This window comes from Mesorhizobium sp. M0590 (genome assembly GCF_040320905.1).
In the GTDB taxonomy this organism is placed as follows: Bacteria; Pseudomonadota; Alphaproteobacteria; order Rhizobiales; family Rhizobiaceae; genus Mesorhizobium.
The window spans coordinates 579310-592378 of record NZ_JAMYQN010000002.1 but is presented as its reverse complement, the minus strand read 5'-3'; the positions used below and the strand labels follow the sequence as shown (position 1 = coordinate 592378).

The 13069-nt window shown below is 63.3% G+C and carries 15 protein-coding genes; 9 read left to right on the top strand and 6 right to left on the bottom strand.

Annotation, left to right across the window (positions count from 1 at the left end):
* Positions 1-7 precede the first annotated feature (7 nt).
* On the top strand, positions 8-2506 hold the full coding sequence (gene ligD / locus NKI52_RS06600; protein ID WP_352571584.1) for a DNA ligase D: 2499 nt from the start codon (positions 8-10) through the stop codon (positions 2504-2506).
* Between the two features lie 111 nt (positions 2507-2617).
* On the opposite strand, the gene NKI52_RS06595 is transcribed toward ligD, so the two are convergent.
* Positions 2618-3292, bottom strand: a complete 675-nt coding sequence (locus NKI52_RS06595; RefSeq protein WP_352571583.1) for an ArsR/SmtB family transcription factor — start codon at positions 3290-3292, stop codon at positions 2618-2620.
* A gap of 69 nt (positions 3293-3361) precedes the next feature.
* Between NKI52_RS06595 and NKI52_RS06590 the strand changes: the two genes are divergently transcribed.
* The 3 genes from NKI52_RS06590 (at position 3362) to NKI52_RS06580 (ending at position 4348) form a co-directional block, all read left to right on the top strand.
* Positions 3362-3577: a DUF1127 domain-containing protein gene (locus tag NKI52_RS06590; RefSeq protein WP_352571582.1), complete on the top strand. Its 216-nt coding sequence runs from the start codon at positions 3362-3364 to the stop codon at positions 3575-3577.
* A 97-nt stretch (positions 3578-3674) separates the two neighbouring features.
* Complete coding sequence (locus tag NKI52_RS06585; RefSeq protein WP_352571581.1) at positions 3675-4007, top strand: NIPSNAP family protein; 333 nt, start codon at positions 3675-3677, stop codon at positions 4005-4007.
* Positions 4004-4348: an antibiotic biosynthesis monooxygenase family protein gene (locus NKI52_RS06580; RefSeq protein ID WP_352571580.1), complete on the top strand. Its 345-nt coding sequence runs from the start codon at positions 4004-4006 to the stop codon at positions 4346-4348. The genes NKI52_RS06585 and NKI52_RS06580 overlap by 4 nt, the downstream gene beginning before the upstream one ends.
* Before the next feature lie 6 nt (positions 4349-4354).
* On the opposite strand, the gene mbfA is transcribed toward NKI52_RS06580, so the two are convergent.
* On the bottom strand, positions 4355-5338 hold the full coding sequence (gene mbfA, locus NKI52_RS06575; RefSeq protein ID WP_352451856.1) for an iron exporter MbfA: 984 nt from the start codon (positions 5336-5338) through the stop codon (positions 4355-4357).
* A gap of 181 nt (positions 5339-5519) precedes the next feature.
* Between mbfA and NKI52_RS06570 the strand changes: the two genes are divergently transcribed.
* From NKI52_RS06570 to NKI52_RS06560, 3 genes are all read left to right on the top strand, one after another.
* On the top strand, positions 5520-5837 hold the full coding sequence (locus NKI52_RS06570; RefSeq protein WP_023679003.1) for a hypothetical protein: 318 nt from the start codon (positions 5520-5522) through the stop codon (positions 5835-5837).
* 206 nt (positions 5838-6043) lie between these two features.
* Positions 6044-7021 carry a threonine ammonia-lyase gene (locus NKI52_RS06565; RefSeq protein WP_352571579.1) on the top strand — a complete coding sequence of 326 codons (978 nt, stop codon included), beginning with the start codon at positions 6044-6046 and terminating at the stop codon, positions 7019-7021.
* Positions 7022-7113: 92 nt separating this feature from the next.
* Positions 7114-7767 carry a glutathione S-transferase family protein gene (locus tag NKI52_RS06560; protein WP_352571578.1) on the top strand — a complete coding sequence of 218 codons (654 nt, stop codon included), beginning with the start codon at positions 7114-7116 and terminating at the stop codon, positions 7765-7767.
* Between the two features lie 36 nt (positions 7768-7803).
* Here the strand turns inward: NKI52_RS06560 and NKI52_RS06555 are convergent, their stop codons facing one another.
* The 4 genes from NKI52_RS06555 to NKI52_RS06540 are packed head-to-tail and all read right to left on the bottom strand — an operon-like array spanning position 7804 to position 11532.
* The gene (locus tag NKI52_RS06555; RefSeq protein ID WP_023679006.1) at positions 7804-8940 is read right to left on the bottom strand and encodes an ABC transporter permease; all 1137 of its coding nucleotides are present in this window, start codon (positions 8938-8940) and stop codon (positions 7804-7806) included.
* Positions 8941-8948: 8 nt separating this feature from the next.
* Positions 8949-9869, bottom strand: a complete 921-nt coding sequence (locus tag NKI52_RS06550; protein ID WP_023679007.1) for an ABC transporter ATP-binding protein — start codon at positions 9867-9869, stop codon at positions 8949-8951.
* Complete coding sequence (locus NKI52_RS06545; RefSeq protein WP_352571577.1) at positions 9866-10819, bottom strand: HlyD family secretion protein; 954 nt, start codon at positions 10817-10819, stop codon at positions 9866-9868. Before NKI52_RS06545 ends, NKI52_RS06550 begins: the two co-directional genes overlap by 4 nt.
* On the bottom strand, positions 10816-11532 hold the full coding sequence (locus NKI52_RS06540) for a CerR family C-terminal domain-containing protein (RefSeq protein ID WP_352571576.1): 717 nt from the start codon (positions 11530-11532) through the stop codon (positions 10816-10818). Before NKI52_RS06540 ends, NKI52_RS06545 begins: the two co-directional genes overlap by 4 nt.
* Positions 11533-11620: 88 nt before the next feature.
* Here NKI52_RS06540 and NKI52_RS06535 point away from each other — a divergent pair, with 88 nt between their 5' ends.
* Entirely contained in the window at positions 11621-12094 is a 474-nt protein-coding gene (locus NKI52_RS06535) for a CYTH domain-containing protein (RefSeq protein WP_352571575.1), read from the top strand.
* Positions 12091-13038 (top strand): CHAD domain-containing protein, encoded by a 948-nt coding sequence (locus NKI52_RS06530; protein ID WP_352571574.1) that lies wholly within the window; start codon positions 12091-12093, stop codon positions 13036-13038. Before NKI52_RS06535 ends, NKI52_RS06530 begins: the two co-directional genes overlap by 4 nt.
* Positions 13039-13069: the final 31 nt, after the last annotated feature.

Sequence of the window (13069 nt, the reverse complement as noted above, 5' to 3'; positions counted from 1 at the left end):
TCCGCCCATGGCCAGCCTCGAGCAGTATCACGCCAAGCGCAATTTCAAGAAGACGGCCGAACCAGCCGGCAAGGTTTCGCGCGGCAAGAAAGCCGTGCCGGGTGGCATCTTCGTCATCCACAAGCATGCCGCCACCAGGCTTCACTACGACCTTCGTCTCGAGCACGGCGGCGTGCTGTGGAGCTGGGCGGTGACGCGAGGCCCGAGCCTCGACCCGCACGAAAAGCGGCTCGCCGTGCATGTCGAGGACCACCCGATCGACTATGCGCCGTTTGAAGGCACCATCCCGAAGGACCAATATGGCGGCGGCTCGGTCATTGTCTGGGATGAGGGAACTTGGGTCCCCGATGGCGACCCGGCAAAGGCGATGAAGAAAGGCCATATCAGTTTCGAACTGCATGGCCACAAATTGCATGGCGCATGGCATCTGGTGCGGCTGAAGCCGCGTCCGGGCGAAAAGCGTGACAACTGGTTGCTGATCAAATCCGACGATGCCGCCGCGCGTCCAGGCGAGGACATTTTGCAGGAGGCGCCGCAATCGGTGAAATCCGGCCTGACCATCGAGGAGGTCGGCGAAGGCAAGACCGCCGACGGCAAGAAGCCAAGGGTCTGGCAGTCCGACAGGCCGGCTACCGGCAAGAAGGCAGTCGCGGCAAGGCGGCTCGAATTCATCGAACCGGCGCTCGCAACGCTGGAGCGGGACGCGCCGCCCGGCAAGGACTGGCTGCATGAGGTGAAGTTCGACGGCTATCGCATGCAGTCGCAGCTTGCCGGCACCGAGGTGCGGCTTTTGACACGCGCCGGCCTCGACTGGACCGACAAATTCGGTGGCGCAATTGTCGCGGCACTTGGCGGCCTGAAATGCACCGATGCGATCATCGACGGCGAAATCGTCGTGCTGGCGGATAACGGCGTCTCGTCATTCTCGCTGCTGCAGCAAGATCTGTCGGCGGGCCGCACGGATCGTTTCATCTACTACGTTTTCGACCTGTTGCGTCTCAACGGTGAGGATATCCGTTCCGAGCCGCTGGTCGAGCGCAAGGAAAGGCTGCGCACTTTGCTCGCCGGACAGGCCGAGGATCAGGCCGTGCGCTTCAGCGACCACTTTGCCGAGCCCGGCAAGATCATGCTGGAGCATGCTTGCCGGCTGGGGCTCGAAGGCGTCGTCTCCAAGCGTGCCGATGCGCCCTACCGCAGCGGTCGTGTTCCCTCGTGGGTGAAGTCGAAATGCACGGCGCGCCAGGAATTCGTCATCGGCGGCTATATGCCGTCGGACAAGACCGGGCGCGGCCTGCGCTCGCTGCTGGTTGGCTATCACGAGGGCGGCAAGCTGCGCTATGCCGGCCGCGTCGGCACCGGCTTCACGGCCAAAAGCACCAACGAGCTGAAGAAGAGGCTTGATGCGCTGAAGACGACAACCTCGCCCTTCGACAGGGCGGTGCCAAGGGGCAAGGGGCTGGTCTGGGTCAAGCCCGAACTTGTCGGCGAAGTGGAGTTTCGCAGTTGGACGTCGGACCGTATAATACGCCACGCGTCGTTCCAGGGATTGCGCGAGGACAAGCCGGCGGAGGAAGTCGTGCAGGAGAAACCGAAAGCACGCTCAGCCACGGCCGAGCCGAGGCCAAAGCCCGCCGAACCCGCCGGCGCGGCGAAAACCTCGGTTACACTGTCCCGCCCCGACAAGCTTCTGTGGCCCGAGGAGAACGTATCGAAGCAGGATCTGGTTGATCACTACGCGCTGGTCTGGCCGCGCATGAAGCAATTCGTCATCAACCGGCCGCTCAGCCTCGTGCGGGCGCCGGACGGCGTTGGCGGCCAACGGTTCTTCCAAAAACATGCCTCGGCCGGCATGAGTGAAAAAATAGCCGTGATGAAGGATCCGACGGACGGCGAGGAAATCCTGTTCATCCGCGATTTCGACGGCGTCGCGGCGCTGGTGCAACTGGGCGTCGTCGAGATCCACATCTGGGGCTCGACCACCAACGAGCTGGAAAAACCCGACCAGATCATCTTCGATCTCGATCCGGACGAGGGCGTCGACGTGAAGGCGGTGCGTGCCGCGGCGCTCGATATCCGCGGCCGGCTCGACGAACTGTCCCTGCCGAATTTCGTCAAGACCTCGGGCGGCAAGGGCTATCATGTCGTCGTGCCGCTGAAGCCGTCGGCGGATTGGGACGAGGTCAAAGGCTTCGCCCATGAGTTCGCCCGAGCGCTCGAACAGGCCGCGCCCGACCGCTACACGGCGACGCTGTCGAAGAGGGCGCGCACCGGCAAGATTTTCGTCGATTATCTGCGCAACGGCCGCGGCGCCACCACGGTTGCGCCCTATTCGTCGCGCGCCAAAAAGGGAGCCACGGTATCGATGCCGGTGACCTGGGCGGAGATCGAGGCCGGATTGCCGCCGAACGCCTTTCCGATCGGCGACAAGACGACGCTGAAGCGGCTCGGGCAAGCCGATCCCTGGGCGGATTTTTTCAAGCAGGCAAAGCCGCTCAAGCGCGGCTAGAGCAATTTCAGGAAAGTGTGAAACGGTTTTCCGTCCGGAATTGCGTCAAAACAAAAAGATAGAGTGGTTCGGCGTTCCCGTGAAACGCCGAACGCGCATCGAAGCGCGCCGTCAGGCGAGAAACGTCTTCTCGAAGGCCTGCTTGCCTACCGGTGAAAAGATCACGGCACGGCTGTCCTTCTCGCGCCGTGCCCATTTCTCGGCGAGGACCTTGTCGAGAATGGCGGCGCCCAGCGCGCCGGCAAGATGCGAACGCCTCACGCTCCAGTCGAGGCAGGCGCGGCACACCGGTCGCCGCGCTTTGGTATGGATGTCGATGCCGATCGCGGCGAAATGCGAGGCGGCCGACGGCCCAAGCTGGATCACCTCGTCGTCGCGCAGGAGCACTTGTCGAGCCACAAGACGGTCCAGCATCGCCACCGCCTGCTCGCCGGCGAGGTGATCGTAGCAGACCCGCGCCACGCGCATGGCCGCGTCGCGAGGGCCGGGTCGCACCCTCTGCGGTCCGACCGCAGCGGCAACGCCGGTGATGGCTTCGATCATTCCCGCCACCTGCGGGCCGGCGAGGCCGTAATAGCGGTGCCGCCCCTGGCTCGCCAGTGTCAGCAGCCCGCCTTCCATCAGCTTCGACAGATGCGAGCTCGCTGTCGGAAGCGACACCCCGGCTTCGAGTGCCAGTTCGCTCGCCGTCAGTGCCGTGCCGCCCATCAGTGCGGACAGCATGTTTGCCCGCGCCGGATCGCCCACCAGGCTGGCAATGCGGGCTATGTCAGGTCCTTCGCGCATAGTTCGTTCCTCATCGAAGCATCCTCGTCAGATAAAGCATTAGTCTCGATGCAAATCAAGGAGACAACGATGCCTGCAAGGACCATTCTCAGCGCCGCGCCTGCTCGCCGGCCGTTCCCGTTCATCGTCTTGCGCCGCTTGCGGCTGCGGCTCCTGAAGCGGTGGTACGACCGTCATTTGCAGCGTCTCGACCTCGCCGAGATCGACGATCATCTGCTGCGTGACCTTGGCCTGACACCCGAAGACGTCCGTCGCGAGTGCGCGAAATCCTTCTGGCAAACCTGACCGGCCAGCGAATTTGCCTAGCATATCGATCTTCGGAACGTTTCGACCCGGCTCGAACTGTGACCGCCAGAAAACATCCACCGCCAAGGAGGCGAAAATGACCATCACCTGCTTCATCCGCTACGAGATCGATCCGTTCGGCAAGGCGGCATTCGAGGAATATGCACGCAATTGGGGGCAGGCGATCCCGCGCTGCGGCGCCGATCTGATCGGCTATTTCGCGCCGCACGAAGGCTCGGCCACCACGGCTTATGCCGCCTACAACATCGACAGTCTTGCGGCCTACGAAGCCTACCGCGCCCGGCTCGCCGCCGATCCCGCCGGCAAGGCGAACTACGAGTTCGCCCGACGGGAAAAATTCATTCTGAAGGAGGACCGCATCTTCCTCAAGCTGGCCTCCGGGCCGCATGCTCCTTCGGTGAAGCCATGATCGCCGTCATCTTCGAGGTCGAGCCGGCGGCGGGCAAGCGCGATGCCTATCTCGGCATCGCCGCCGACCTGCGCCCACTGCTCGACGGCATCGACGGTTTCCTGTCGATCGAGCGCTTCCAGAGCCTTGCCGATCCGAACCGCATCCTGTCGCTGTCCTTCTGGCGCGACGAGGACGCGGTGAAGACCTGGCACAACACGCAGGAACATCGGCAGGCGCAGAAGGCCGGGCGCGGCGGTATCTTTGCGGACTATCGTTTGCGCATCGCCCATGTCGTGCGCGATTACGGCCTGACCGAACGCGCCGAGGCGCCTCAGGACAGCCAGGCGGTAAATGGTTAAGGACTGTTAGGCATTCCCGATCAGCACCCCTGCCGCAAACACCAGCGCGCCACCCAGCACCACCTGGAAGGCGGCGCGCCAGAATGGCGTCTGCATGTAGCGGTTCTGCACGAAGGCGATCGCCCACAGCTCGAAGAAAACCACCACGGCGGCGACAATGGTCGCCGTCCAAAAAAGCGGGATTAGATAGGGCAGCGCATGGCCGAGCCCGCCCAGCGTCGTCATGACGCCGACGGTCAGCCCGCGTTTTGCCGGCGAGCCGCGGCCCGATAATTTGCCGTCGTCGGAAGCCACCTCGGTGAAACCCATCGAGATGCCAGCGCCGATCGAGGCGGCAAGCCCGACCAGAAAGGTCTGGAACGTATCATGCGTGGCAAAGGCGGCGGCAAAGATCGGCGCCAGCGTCGACACCGAGCCATCCATCAGCCCGGCCAGCCCCGGTTGGACATAGGTCAGGATGAACTGGCGCTGCTCGGCTGCCGTTTCTTCGTCCTTGACCGCGCCCGGCACATGCTTTTGCTCCAGCCGCTGCGCCAGTGTCTCGTGGCCCTGTTCTGCGATCGCCAGGTCGTCGAGCAGCTTTCGCGTCGACGCATCGCCTGTGCGTTTGGCCGCCTCGATATAGAACAGGTAGGCCTGCCGCTCCATGGCCTCGGCTTGGCTGCGCACATGATCGATGCCGAGCGGCCTCACCAGCCAGTCCGGCTTGCGTTCGTAATAGCCCTTCACATGTTCGCGCCGGATCAGCGGTATGCGCTCGCCGAAACGCTTGCGGTAAAGCTCGATCAGCGAATCGCGATGGCCGTCCTCCTCCTCCGCCATCTCCTCGAACACCTTGGCCGATTGCGGAAAGCTCTCCGCCAGCCCGTCGGCATAGGCGCGATAGATGCGCCCGTCATCCTCCTCGGAGGAGATGGCGAGCGCCAGGATCTCCTGTTCCGAGAGCGATTCAAAGGGACGGCGGCCGAAGCCGAAAACGCGGGAAAGCATGAGAAATTCACCCTAGTTTAGAATAGTTCTAAACTATGACCTCGCACGTCGCCGGTCAATCGTGTGCGCTCCACTCATGCTCAAAAGGTACAGGCTTCAAAATCCCGAACACATCGCCGTTGCTATCGGCAAACGTTCACTTATATAACCGAATCTCAACCAAGAGAAAGGAACGCCGCAGATGCCGGAAAAACAGCAGCTGTTTGATCCCAAACCGGTTCTCGACCTTATCGCTAATATTGAGGCGGATCTGCAGCGCCTGAAAGGCCTAGTCGAGCAGCAGGTCGAAAAATTCGATCCCGCCAATCCGCACAACAAGGCTCCCGACGGCAAGTTGACCGAGGAGGGCGTCGAGTGCTGCTATCGGCTGTTCGACGAGGGCAAGTCGCGCTATTCGGTCGCCCAACAGATGAAGATCTCCTTCGCCGCCGCCACCCACCGCTTCAACACCTGGCGCAAGATGGGCGGCCCCAAACGGCAAAAGACGCTGTTGGGGTGAGGAGCGGCAGGCTATGCCGGTCAATCGACAACGATTTGTCGACTGAAGCGACGAATGCATGGCAGAGGGCCGAGGAGGCGGTGGGGACATTCACGCCCCACTCTCCTGCCTCCAAGGACGAATTGTAACGGTCACATTTTTTCATTGGTGCGCCGCCTCCCTTTCCGTGCAGCATAGGCGGTCTCATCTCTTGCAGGACCCTAGCCATGACCACCCCTCCCGGCATCGCCGATATTCACAGCGCAGCAGCGCGATTGTCCGGACTGATCGTCGAAACGCCGCTGATCGAATCGCCGGAGTTGAACAAGCGCTTCGGCGCCAGGATCCTGTTCAAGCCCGAGACGTTGCAGCGCACCGGCTCGTTCAAGTTCCGCGGTGCATACAACAAGCTCTCCTCGCTCTCGGCGGAAGAACGCGCCCGCGGCGTCGTCGCCTTCTCGTCGGGTAATCACGCGCAAGGCGTCGCCGCCGCGGCGGCGATGTTCGGCGTCAAGGCCGTAATCGCCATGCCTACCGACGCGCCGGCGATGAAGGTCGGCAATGTCAGGAAGATGGGCGCCGAAGTGATCACCTTCGACCGGGTCCGCGACGATCGCACTGCCGTCGTCCGTTCTTACGTGGAAAAGGGCATGGTCCTGGTGCCGCCCTACGACGATCCGGCCATCATCGCCGGCCAGGGCACGATCGGCCTCGAATTGATGCGCCAAGCAAGAGCGCTTGGCGTCAGCCTCGATGCGGTAGTGGTTCCCTGCGGCGGCGGCGGGTTGAGCAGCGGCATTTCGATCGCGGTCAAGGACGCCTCGCCGGGCACCGCCGTCTTGGCCGTGGAACCCGAGCATTTCGACGACACACGCCGCTCGCTGATCAAAGGCGCCAGGGTGTCGAACGCGCCCGGCCACACCTCGATCTGCGATGCCCTTCTCGTCGCCGAGCCCGGCGCGATCACTTTCGAAATCAACCGCAAGAATCTCGCCGGCGCCATCGCCGTTTCCGACAGCGCGGTGACACAGGCGATGCGCGACGCGATGGCTTGTCTGAAGCTGGTGGTCGAACCTGGCGGTTGCGTCGGCTTGGCCGCGCTGTCGTCAGGCGAAATCGACCTTGCCGGCAAATGCATTGCCGTGGTGCTCTCCGGCGGCAATGTCGATCTCAGCACCTATGCCGAGATCATTGCTGCCGGCTAGGATAGCAACCAGTTCCAGCTCATGTGCCGATTCGAGGTGCTCAAGCGTCCGTTGCACCCGGTCGAACCGGTACCCTTCAAAGACTGAGATCAATGAAACTGTTCTTCAGCCGCAATCCCAATCCTCGCCTCGCGGTCGCGGTGGCACGGTATCTCAACGCCAAGGTCGAGTTTGAATTCGCCTCTCCCTTCGCTCCGGGCCAGGCCGAGCGATTTCGGCCGCTCAATCCTAATCTTTCATTGCCCATCCTTATAGGTTCGGGAAAAAGCCTCTGGGAGGCCGACGCCATAGCCTGTCGGCTTTCGCGCGATATGCATTCGGATTTCTGGCGCGCTGGCGACGACGAGCCCGAGATGATCCGATGGCTGAGTTGGGGGAAAGAGAACTTCGCACGAGCCTGCGATGTCGTGCATTTCGAACGCGGGACCAAACAGCGCTATGGGCTCGGCCCGATAGATCAGGCGCGGGTTGAGGAGGGCCTGAGGGACTTCAGTACCGCCGCTGCAATACTTGATGCCGAGCTTTCTGAGCGCGACTGGCTGGTCGGCAATTCGGTTTCCTACGCCGACTTTCGAATGGCGACGTTTCTGCCCTTCAACGATGTCGCCCGATTGCCGCTCGATGACTATCCCTCTGTCAGTCGCTGGTATCTTCAACTCGAAGAAATCGACGCCTGGCGCGATCCCTTCGAAGGGCTCAATGCGCCTGAATTGACACCGGTCCCGGGCCAGGCCGAGTCCGTGTGAATCTCGATCATTTGCACAAGCGGATCGAGTTCGACCCTAATCCAGCGTCCGGCGGAACCGCACCAGCGCAATACCGGCGAACAGCGCCACGAACACCACCAGCCAACCGATTTCCGTTGCCACCGCCGGCAGTTCGGCGCCCTTCAGCATCACCGCGCGGATGATGCGCAGGAAGTGCGTCAGCGGCAGCACCTCGCCAAAGACCTGCGCCCAGTCCGGCATGCCGCGATAGGGGAACATGAAGCCGGACAGCATGATCGACGGCAAGAAGAAGAAGAAAGTGAGCTGCAGGGCCTGCATTTGCGTGCGGGCGATCGTCGAGATCGTGTAGCCGAGCAGCACCAGCGCCAAGACGAAGATCAGGACCGCCGTCAACAGCAGCGACATCGACCCGGTGAAGGGGATGGCAAACAGAAGCTTCGAGGCTGCCAGCACCACCAGCACCTGCACGGCGCCGACCGCCAGATAGGGCAGCACCTTGCCCAGCATGATCTCGAGCGGGCTTGACGGCATCGCCAGAAGGTTCTCCATCGTGCCGCGCTCGGTCTCGCGCGTCAGCGCGATCGAGGTCATCATCACCATCGTCATCTGCAGGATGACGCCGAGCAGGCCGGGCACGATGTTGTATTGCGAGACGGCTTCCGGATTGTAGCGCCGGTGCACCACCACCTGGAGCTGGCCCCGGGCAGCCTCGGCCGCCGTTTCCTGCATGCCGCGTGCCCTGAGCAGCGCCTGGTTGGCGACGGTGCCGAGCGTCGAGATGGCGCCGCTGGCGACGGCCGGATCGGTCGCATCCGCCTCGATCAGAATCTGCGGGCTGTCGCCGCGCTCGACCCGCCGGGCAAAATCGGCGGGAATGGTGACGACGAAGGCGACGTCGCCGCGCGCCATCAGGAATTCGGCTTCGGCGGCACTTTGCGCGACGTGGTCGAAGCGGTAATAGCCGGTGGTCTGCAGCGCCGAAACCATGGCTCGTGTGTAAGGATCGCTGCTCATCGCCACCAGCGCTGCCGGCAGGCTCTTCGGATCGTTGTTGATGGCATAGCCGAACAGCACCAGCTGCATCAACGGCACGCCGAGCATCATGGCGAAGGTGATGCGGTCGCGCCGCATCTGGATGAACTCCTTGATCAGCAGCGCGCCTAGCCTGGCGAACGAAAAGATGCTGTTTATCCCATTTTTCATCCCATGTTGTCCTTCGAACCGGACATGAACTGGATGAACACATCCTCCAGGCTGGTCTCGCCGGGCGTCACCGTAACGCCCTCGTGCTCTTTCTCGACATCGGCGAGCGCTGCCTGAAGTGCCGTCCTGTCGGAGCCGACGACATGCAGCGTCGCGCCGAACGGCGCCACCTGGTCGACGCCGGGGCGGCCATGAAGTGCGGCAGCGACCTGATCGAGCCGCGGCCCTTGCAGGACGAAGGTGGTCAGCCCGGCATTCCTCACCACGTCCTCGACAGTGCCGGTGGCCAGCATCTTGCCGTAGGAGATGTAGCTGATGCGATGGCAGCGCTCGGCCTCATCCATGTAATGGGTGGAGACCAGCACGGTCAGGCCGCCGCTCGCCAGCCGGTGGATCTCGTCCCAGAATTCGCGTCGCGCTTTCGGGTCGACGCCCGCCGTCGGTTCATCGAGCAGCAGCAGTTTCGGCTTGTGCATGATGCAGGCGGCCAGCGCCAGCCGCTGCTTCCAGCCGCCGGACAGGGTACCGGCCAACTGGTTCCTGCGCGATGTCAGGCCGAGCTCCTCAAGCGTCTTAGCCACGTGCTCGTCGAGCGGCTTCAGCCGGTACAGCCGAGCCACGAATTCGAGATTCTCGCCGATCGTCAGATCTTCGTAGAACGAGAATCTCTGCGTCATGTAGCCGACTTCGCGTTTGATCCGCAGGCTGTCGGTGCGGATGTCGAAGCCCAGAACCGTGCCTTCGCCCTCATCCGGCGTCAGCAAGCCGCACATGATGCGGATGGTCGTCGTCTTGCCCGAGCCGTTCGGCCCGAGGAAGCCGACGATCTCGCCCTCGGCCACAGCCATAGTCACATGATCGACGACGGTCTTGTCGCCAAAGCGTTTGACCAGGCCGTGCACGTCGATGACGTTCATTTTCCGATGTCCGCCAGATCGACGTCGACGATCTGCCCGGGCTGCAAGGCGCTGGCGTCGCCCTCCGGCCGCGCTTCGACCAGATAGACCAGCTTTTGCCGGGTCTCGAGCGAGTAGATCACCGGCGGCGTGAATTCCGGATCGGGCGACACATAGCTGACGCGTGCCTTCACGCCCGACCCGCAGCCGTCGCAATGGACGTTGAGCAGCGTGCCGACGTCGACCGAGGAGAACGCGCTTTCCGGCACATAGACGCTGAGCTTCACCGCGCCGTCCGGCAGTATCGAGATAACCGGTGCCGTCGGCCCGGCCGTATCGCCGGGATTGCGGATCACGTCGTTGACCCGGCCGGGCGAAGGCGCCGTCAGCACGCGCTTCGACAGCCGCCATTGCGCTTGCTCCAGCGCCGATTGCGCCTGCCTGACCTGATTGTCGGCGGCCTTGATAGTCTCGGGCCGTGCCGGCAGGCCGCCGACCGCGAGATTGGCCTCCGCCTGGCCGACCTGCGCGTTGGCCGTCTCCAGCGTCGCGGAAGCCGTGTCGTAGTCGGCCTGTGTGCCGGTGCCGCGTTTGAACAGATCGCTGGCGCGGATGTAACGGCGTTTGGCGTCGGCGGCTTGCGCCTTGGCCATGTCGACCTGCGCCTTGAGCACCGCAATCTCTTCCGGCCGCTTGCCGACCTGTAGGTCGGCAAGTTGCGCCTGGGCCTGCGCAAGGGCCGCCTCGGCTTGTGCGATGGCGATCTTGGCGTCGGCGTTTTCCAGCGTCACCACCGGCGTGCCGGGCGCGACGCGGTCGCCGCGCTTGACCGCAATCGTCTCGACCTGCGCCACCTCGATCGGCGCGAGCAGGACGTAGTCGCCCTCGACGTAGCCGACGGCGAGCGGTGCTGCCGGCGCGCAGGCGCTGAAAAGCTGGGCGGCAAACGGCAAAGAACAGAGCAGGCTCATGATCCACGATCCTTCCGGACAGCCAAATCGCGCCGAGCTAAAATCGCGCTGAGATTGTCGGTTATTGTTGCCGCGATCTTGCCGGCCTCGTCGTCGCCGATCTCGCGCCAGCCCATCCGGCGCATAACTGCCTCGCGGCCGATGCGGAAATAGACGACCTGGCCGATCAGCGTAAATACGGTGAGTTTAGTGCGCTCGCTCTCGGCCGGCTCGCCCGTCGCCTGTTCCCAGATCAGGCAGAGTCGGTGATGCGCCGGTTCGAACACGCCATCATAGATACGGTCGAGCGCGGCGGTTGGATGCGACAGCTCACGCAGGACGAACTGTACAATCTCGCCGGCTTCCGGCCTTGCCGCGATGAAGGCGACCATCCGCTCCAGTGCGACGGCCAAATGTGCCCGCGCGGCCTCGGTGTCCGCCAATGCCGCGGCCGGCGCTTGCAGATTGCCGATCGCCTGGCCGGCAACGGTCTGGATGGTGTCGACGATGTAGTCGGCCGCGGCGTTGCGGAGCCCTTCCTTGCCGCCGAAATGATAGGCGATCGAGCCGATATTGGCCTTGGCCTCAGCCGCGATCTGGCGCGTTGACGTGCCGTCGAAACCCTGGCGTCCGAACAGCTTCAGCGCCGCGCGCACGAGTGCCGTCCGCGTCATATCCGCGGCGGTCTTGGGCGCCTCATGAGGAAGGCCGCTGGCGCTGGGCGATTTGATCATGGCCAACAATTTAATCAATCGAATGATTAAAGTCAAGTGCGGTCAAGCGGCTTGCCAACTCTGGCCGTGCGCGCTTTAGTGCCTGGCCATGGGCAAGGAAATCGAGCGTAAGTTCCTGGTCTCAGGTGACGAATGGCGGGCAATGGTCGAGGCGGACATTCATATCCGTCAATTCTACCTAGTCGCCGAACCCAGCCGCACGGTGCGTGTGCGCATCAGCAACGATGCGGCCGCCAAGCTGACGCTCAAGTTCGGCAGCCAGGCACGCGAGCGCGATGAATTCGAATATCCGGTACCTTTGGCGGAGGCGCAGGAGATGCAGGCCTTTGCCATCGGACATGTCATCGAGAAGACACGCCACCATGTTAGACACCGCGGCTATCGCTACGAAGTCGATGTCTTCGGCGGGACGCTTGCGGGGTTGGTGATCGCCGAGCTCGAGACGCCGGATGATGTACAGGACGAAATGCTGCCACATTGGCTCGGCCGTGAAGTCACCGGCGAGCCAAGATTTTACAACGCGTCGCTCGCCCTTGGGGGGATTCCGGAGATCGTCGCATGAGCTTTCGTATCGATCCGCGCATGTCGCTGACCGGAGAGGTCAGGCGCATCTTCGCCGAGGAGATCGGCAAGGCGCTTGTCCATCTGGACGCCGCGCGTGACAGGCCCGAACAGGGGCTGCACAAATGCCGCAAACGGCTGAAGAACGTCCGCGCCTTGCTGCGCCTTGTCCGTTCCGGAGATGAAACATTCTGCGTGACGGAGAATCAGTGCTACCGCCAGGTGGCGGCCCTGCTTGCCGGCCCGCGCGAGGCGACCGCACTGGTGGAAACAATCGACCGGCTGGCGGCAAGCTTTCCCGAGCAAAGTGCCGGCGATGGCCTCGGTGCCGTGCGTGACAGGCTCGTCGCGCGCCAGCATGAACTGCATGGCGGAGCAGGCCTCGATGCTGCGATAGGCGCGGCGATTTCCGCTTGCGAGGAAGGTGTCGCCCGGATCGACAAGCTCGCTCTGCCCGACCAGCCGGAGCAGGCTGCCGACGTGCTCGCCGAAGGCGCGCGCACCACTTTGCGCCGCGCCAGGAAAGCGCTGGACAAGGCGGCTTCGCGCGGCGAAGCCGATGACTTTCACGATCTGCGCAAGGCGGCCAAGACGCATGGCATGCACCTGTCGCTGCTTGGCAGGCTGTGGCCGACGCCGATCAAGACGCGGCGCAAGGCCGTCGACGAATTGGGCGAGCGGCTTGGCGAGCTCCACGATGTGTTCGTCATGCGCGCGCTTATAGATGCCGAGGACCAACCGCTCGGCCCCCCTGAGGAGACGCGGTTGCTTGCCAAGCTGCTGAAGCGCTCGGAAAAGGGCCTGAAAAAGACCTGCCTCGCCGAGGCGGCCGAGCTTTTCGGCGACAGTCCGAAGCGCTCGACGAGGAAGCTCGCCCGCAAGGTGCGCGAAGATCTCACAGCGGCACCGCAGCACGAAGACGCCGGCGCGCCTGGCGTGGGCTGATCATGGTCTAATTTGCCGCCCTGTGGTAATC

What these genes read in the sequence shown, in the direction of transcription:
- ligD (WP_352571584.1), top strand. Translation starts at nt 8, where the DNA reads ATGGCCAGCCTCGAGCAGTATCACGCCAAGCGCAATTTCAAGAAGACG.
- NKI52_RS06595 (WP_352571583.1), bottom strand. Translation starts at nt 3,292, where the DNA reads ATGCGCGAAGGACCTGACATAGCCCGCATTGCCAGCCTGGTGGGCGAT.
- NKI52_RS06590 (WP_352571582.1), top strand. Translation starts at nt 3,362, where the DNA reads ATGCCTGCAAGGACCATTCTCAGCGCCGCGCCTGCTCGCCGGCCGTTC.
- NKI52_RS06585 (WP_352571581.1), top strand. Translation starts at nt 3,675, where the DNA reads ATGACCATCACCTGCTTCATCCGCTACGAGATCGATCCGTTCGGCAAG.
- NKI52_RS06580 (WP_352571580.1), top strand. Translation starts at nt 4,004, where the DNA reads ATGATCGCCGTCATCTTCGAGGTCGAGCCGGCGGCGGGCAAGCGCGAT.
- mbfA (WP_352451856.1), bottom strand. Translation starts at nt 5,338, where the DNA reads ATGCTTTCCCGCGTTTTCGGCTTCGGCCGCCGTCCCTTTGAATCGCTC.
- NKI52_RS06570 (WP_023679003.1), top strand. Translation starts at nt 5,520, where the DNA reads ATGCCGGAAAAACAGCAGCTGTTTGATCCCAAACCGGTTCTCGACCTT.
- NKI52_RS06565 (WP_352571579.1), top strand. Translation starts at nt 6,044, where the DNA reads ATGACCACCCCTCCCGGCATCGCCGATATTCACAGCGCAGCAGCGCGA.
- NKI52_RS06560 (WP_352571578.1), top strand. Translation starts at nt 7,114, where the DNA reads ATGAAACTGTTCTTCAGCCGCAATCCCAATCCTCGCCTCGCGGTCGCG.
- NKI52_RS06550 (WP_023679007.1), bottom strand. Translation starts at nt 9,869, where the DNA reads ATGAACGTCATCGACGTGCACGGCCTGGTCAAACGCTTTGGCGACAAG.
- NKI52_RS06545 (WP_352571577.1), bottom strand. Translation starts at nt 10,819, where the DNA reads ATGAGCCTGCTCTGTTCTTTGCCGTTTGCCGCCCAGCTTTTCAGCGCC.
- NKI52_RS06540 (WP_352571576.1), bottom strand. Translation starts at nt 11,532, where the DNA reads ATGATCAAATCGCCCAGCGCCAGCGGCCTTCCTCATGAGGCGCCCAAG.
- NKI52_RS06535 (WP_352571575.1), top strand. Translation starts at nt 11,621, where the DNA reads ATGGGCAAGGAAATCGAGCGTAAGTTCCTGGTCTCAGGTGACGAATGG.
- NKI52_RS06530 (WP_352571574.1), top strand. Translation starts at nt 12,091, where the DNA reads ATGAGCTTTCGTATCGATCCGCGCATGTCGCTGACCGGAGAGGTCAGG.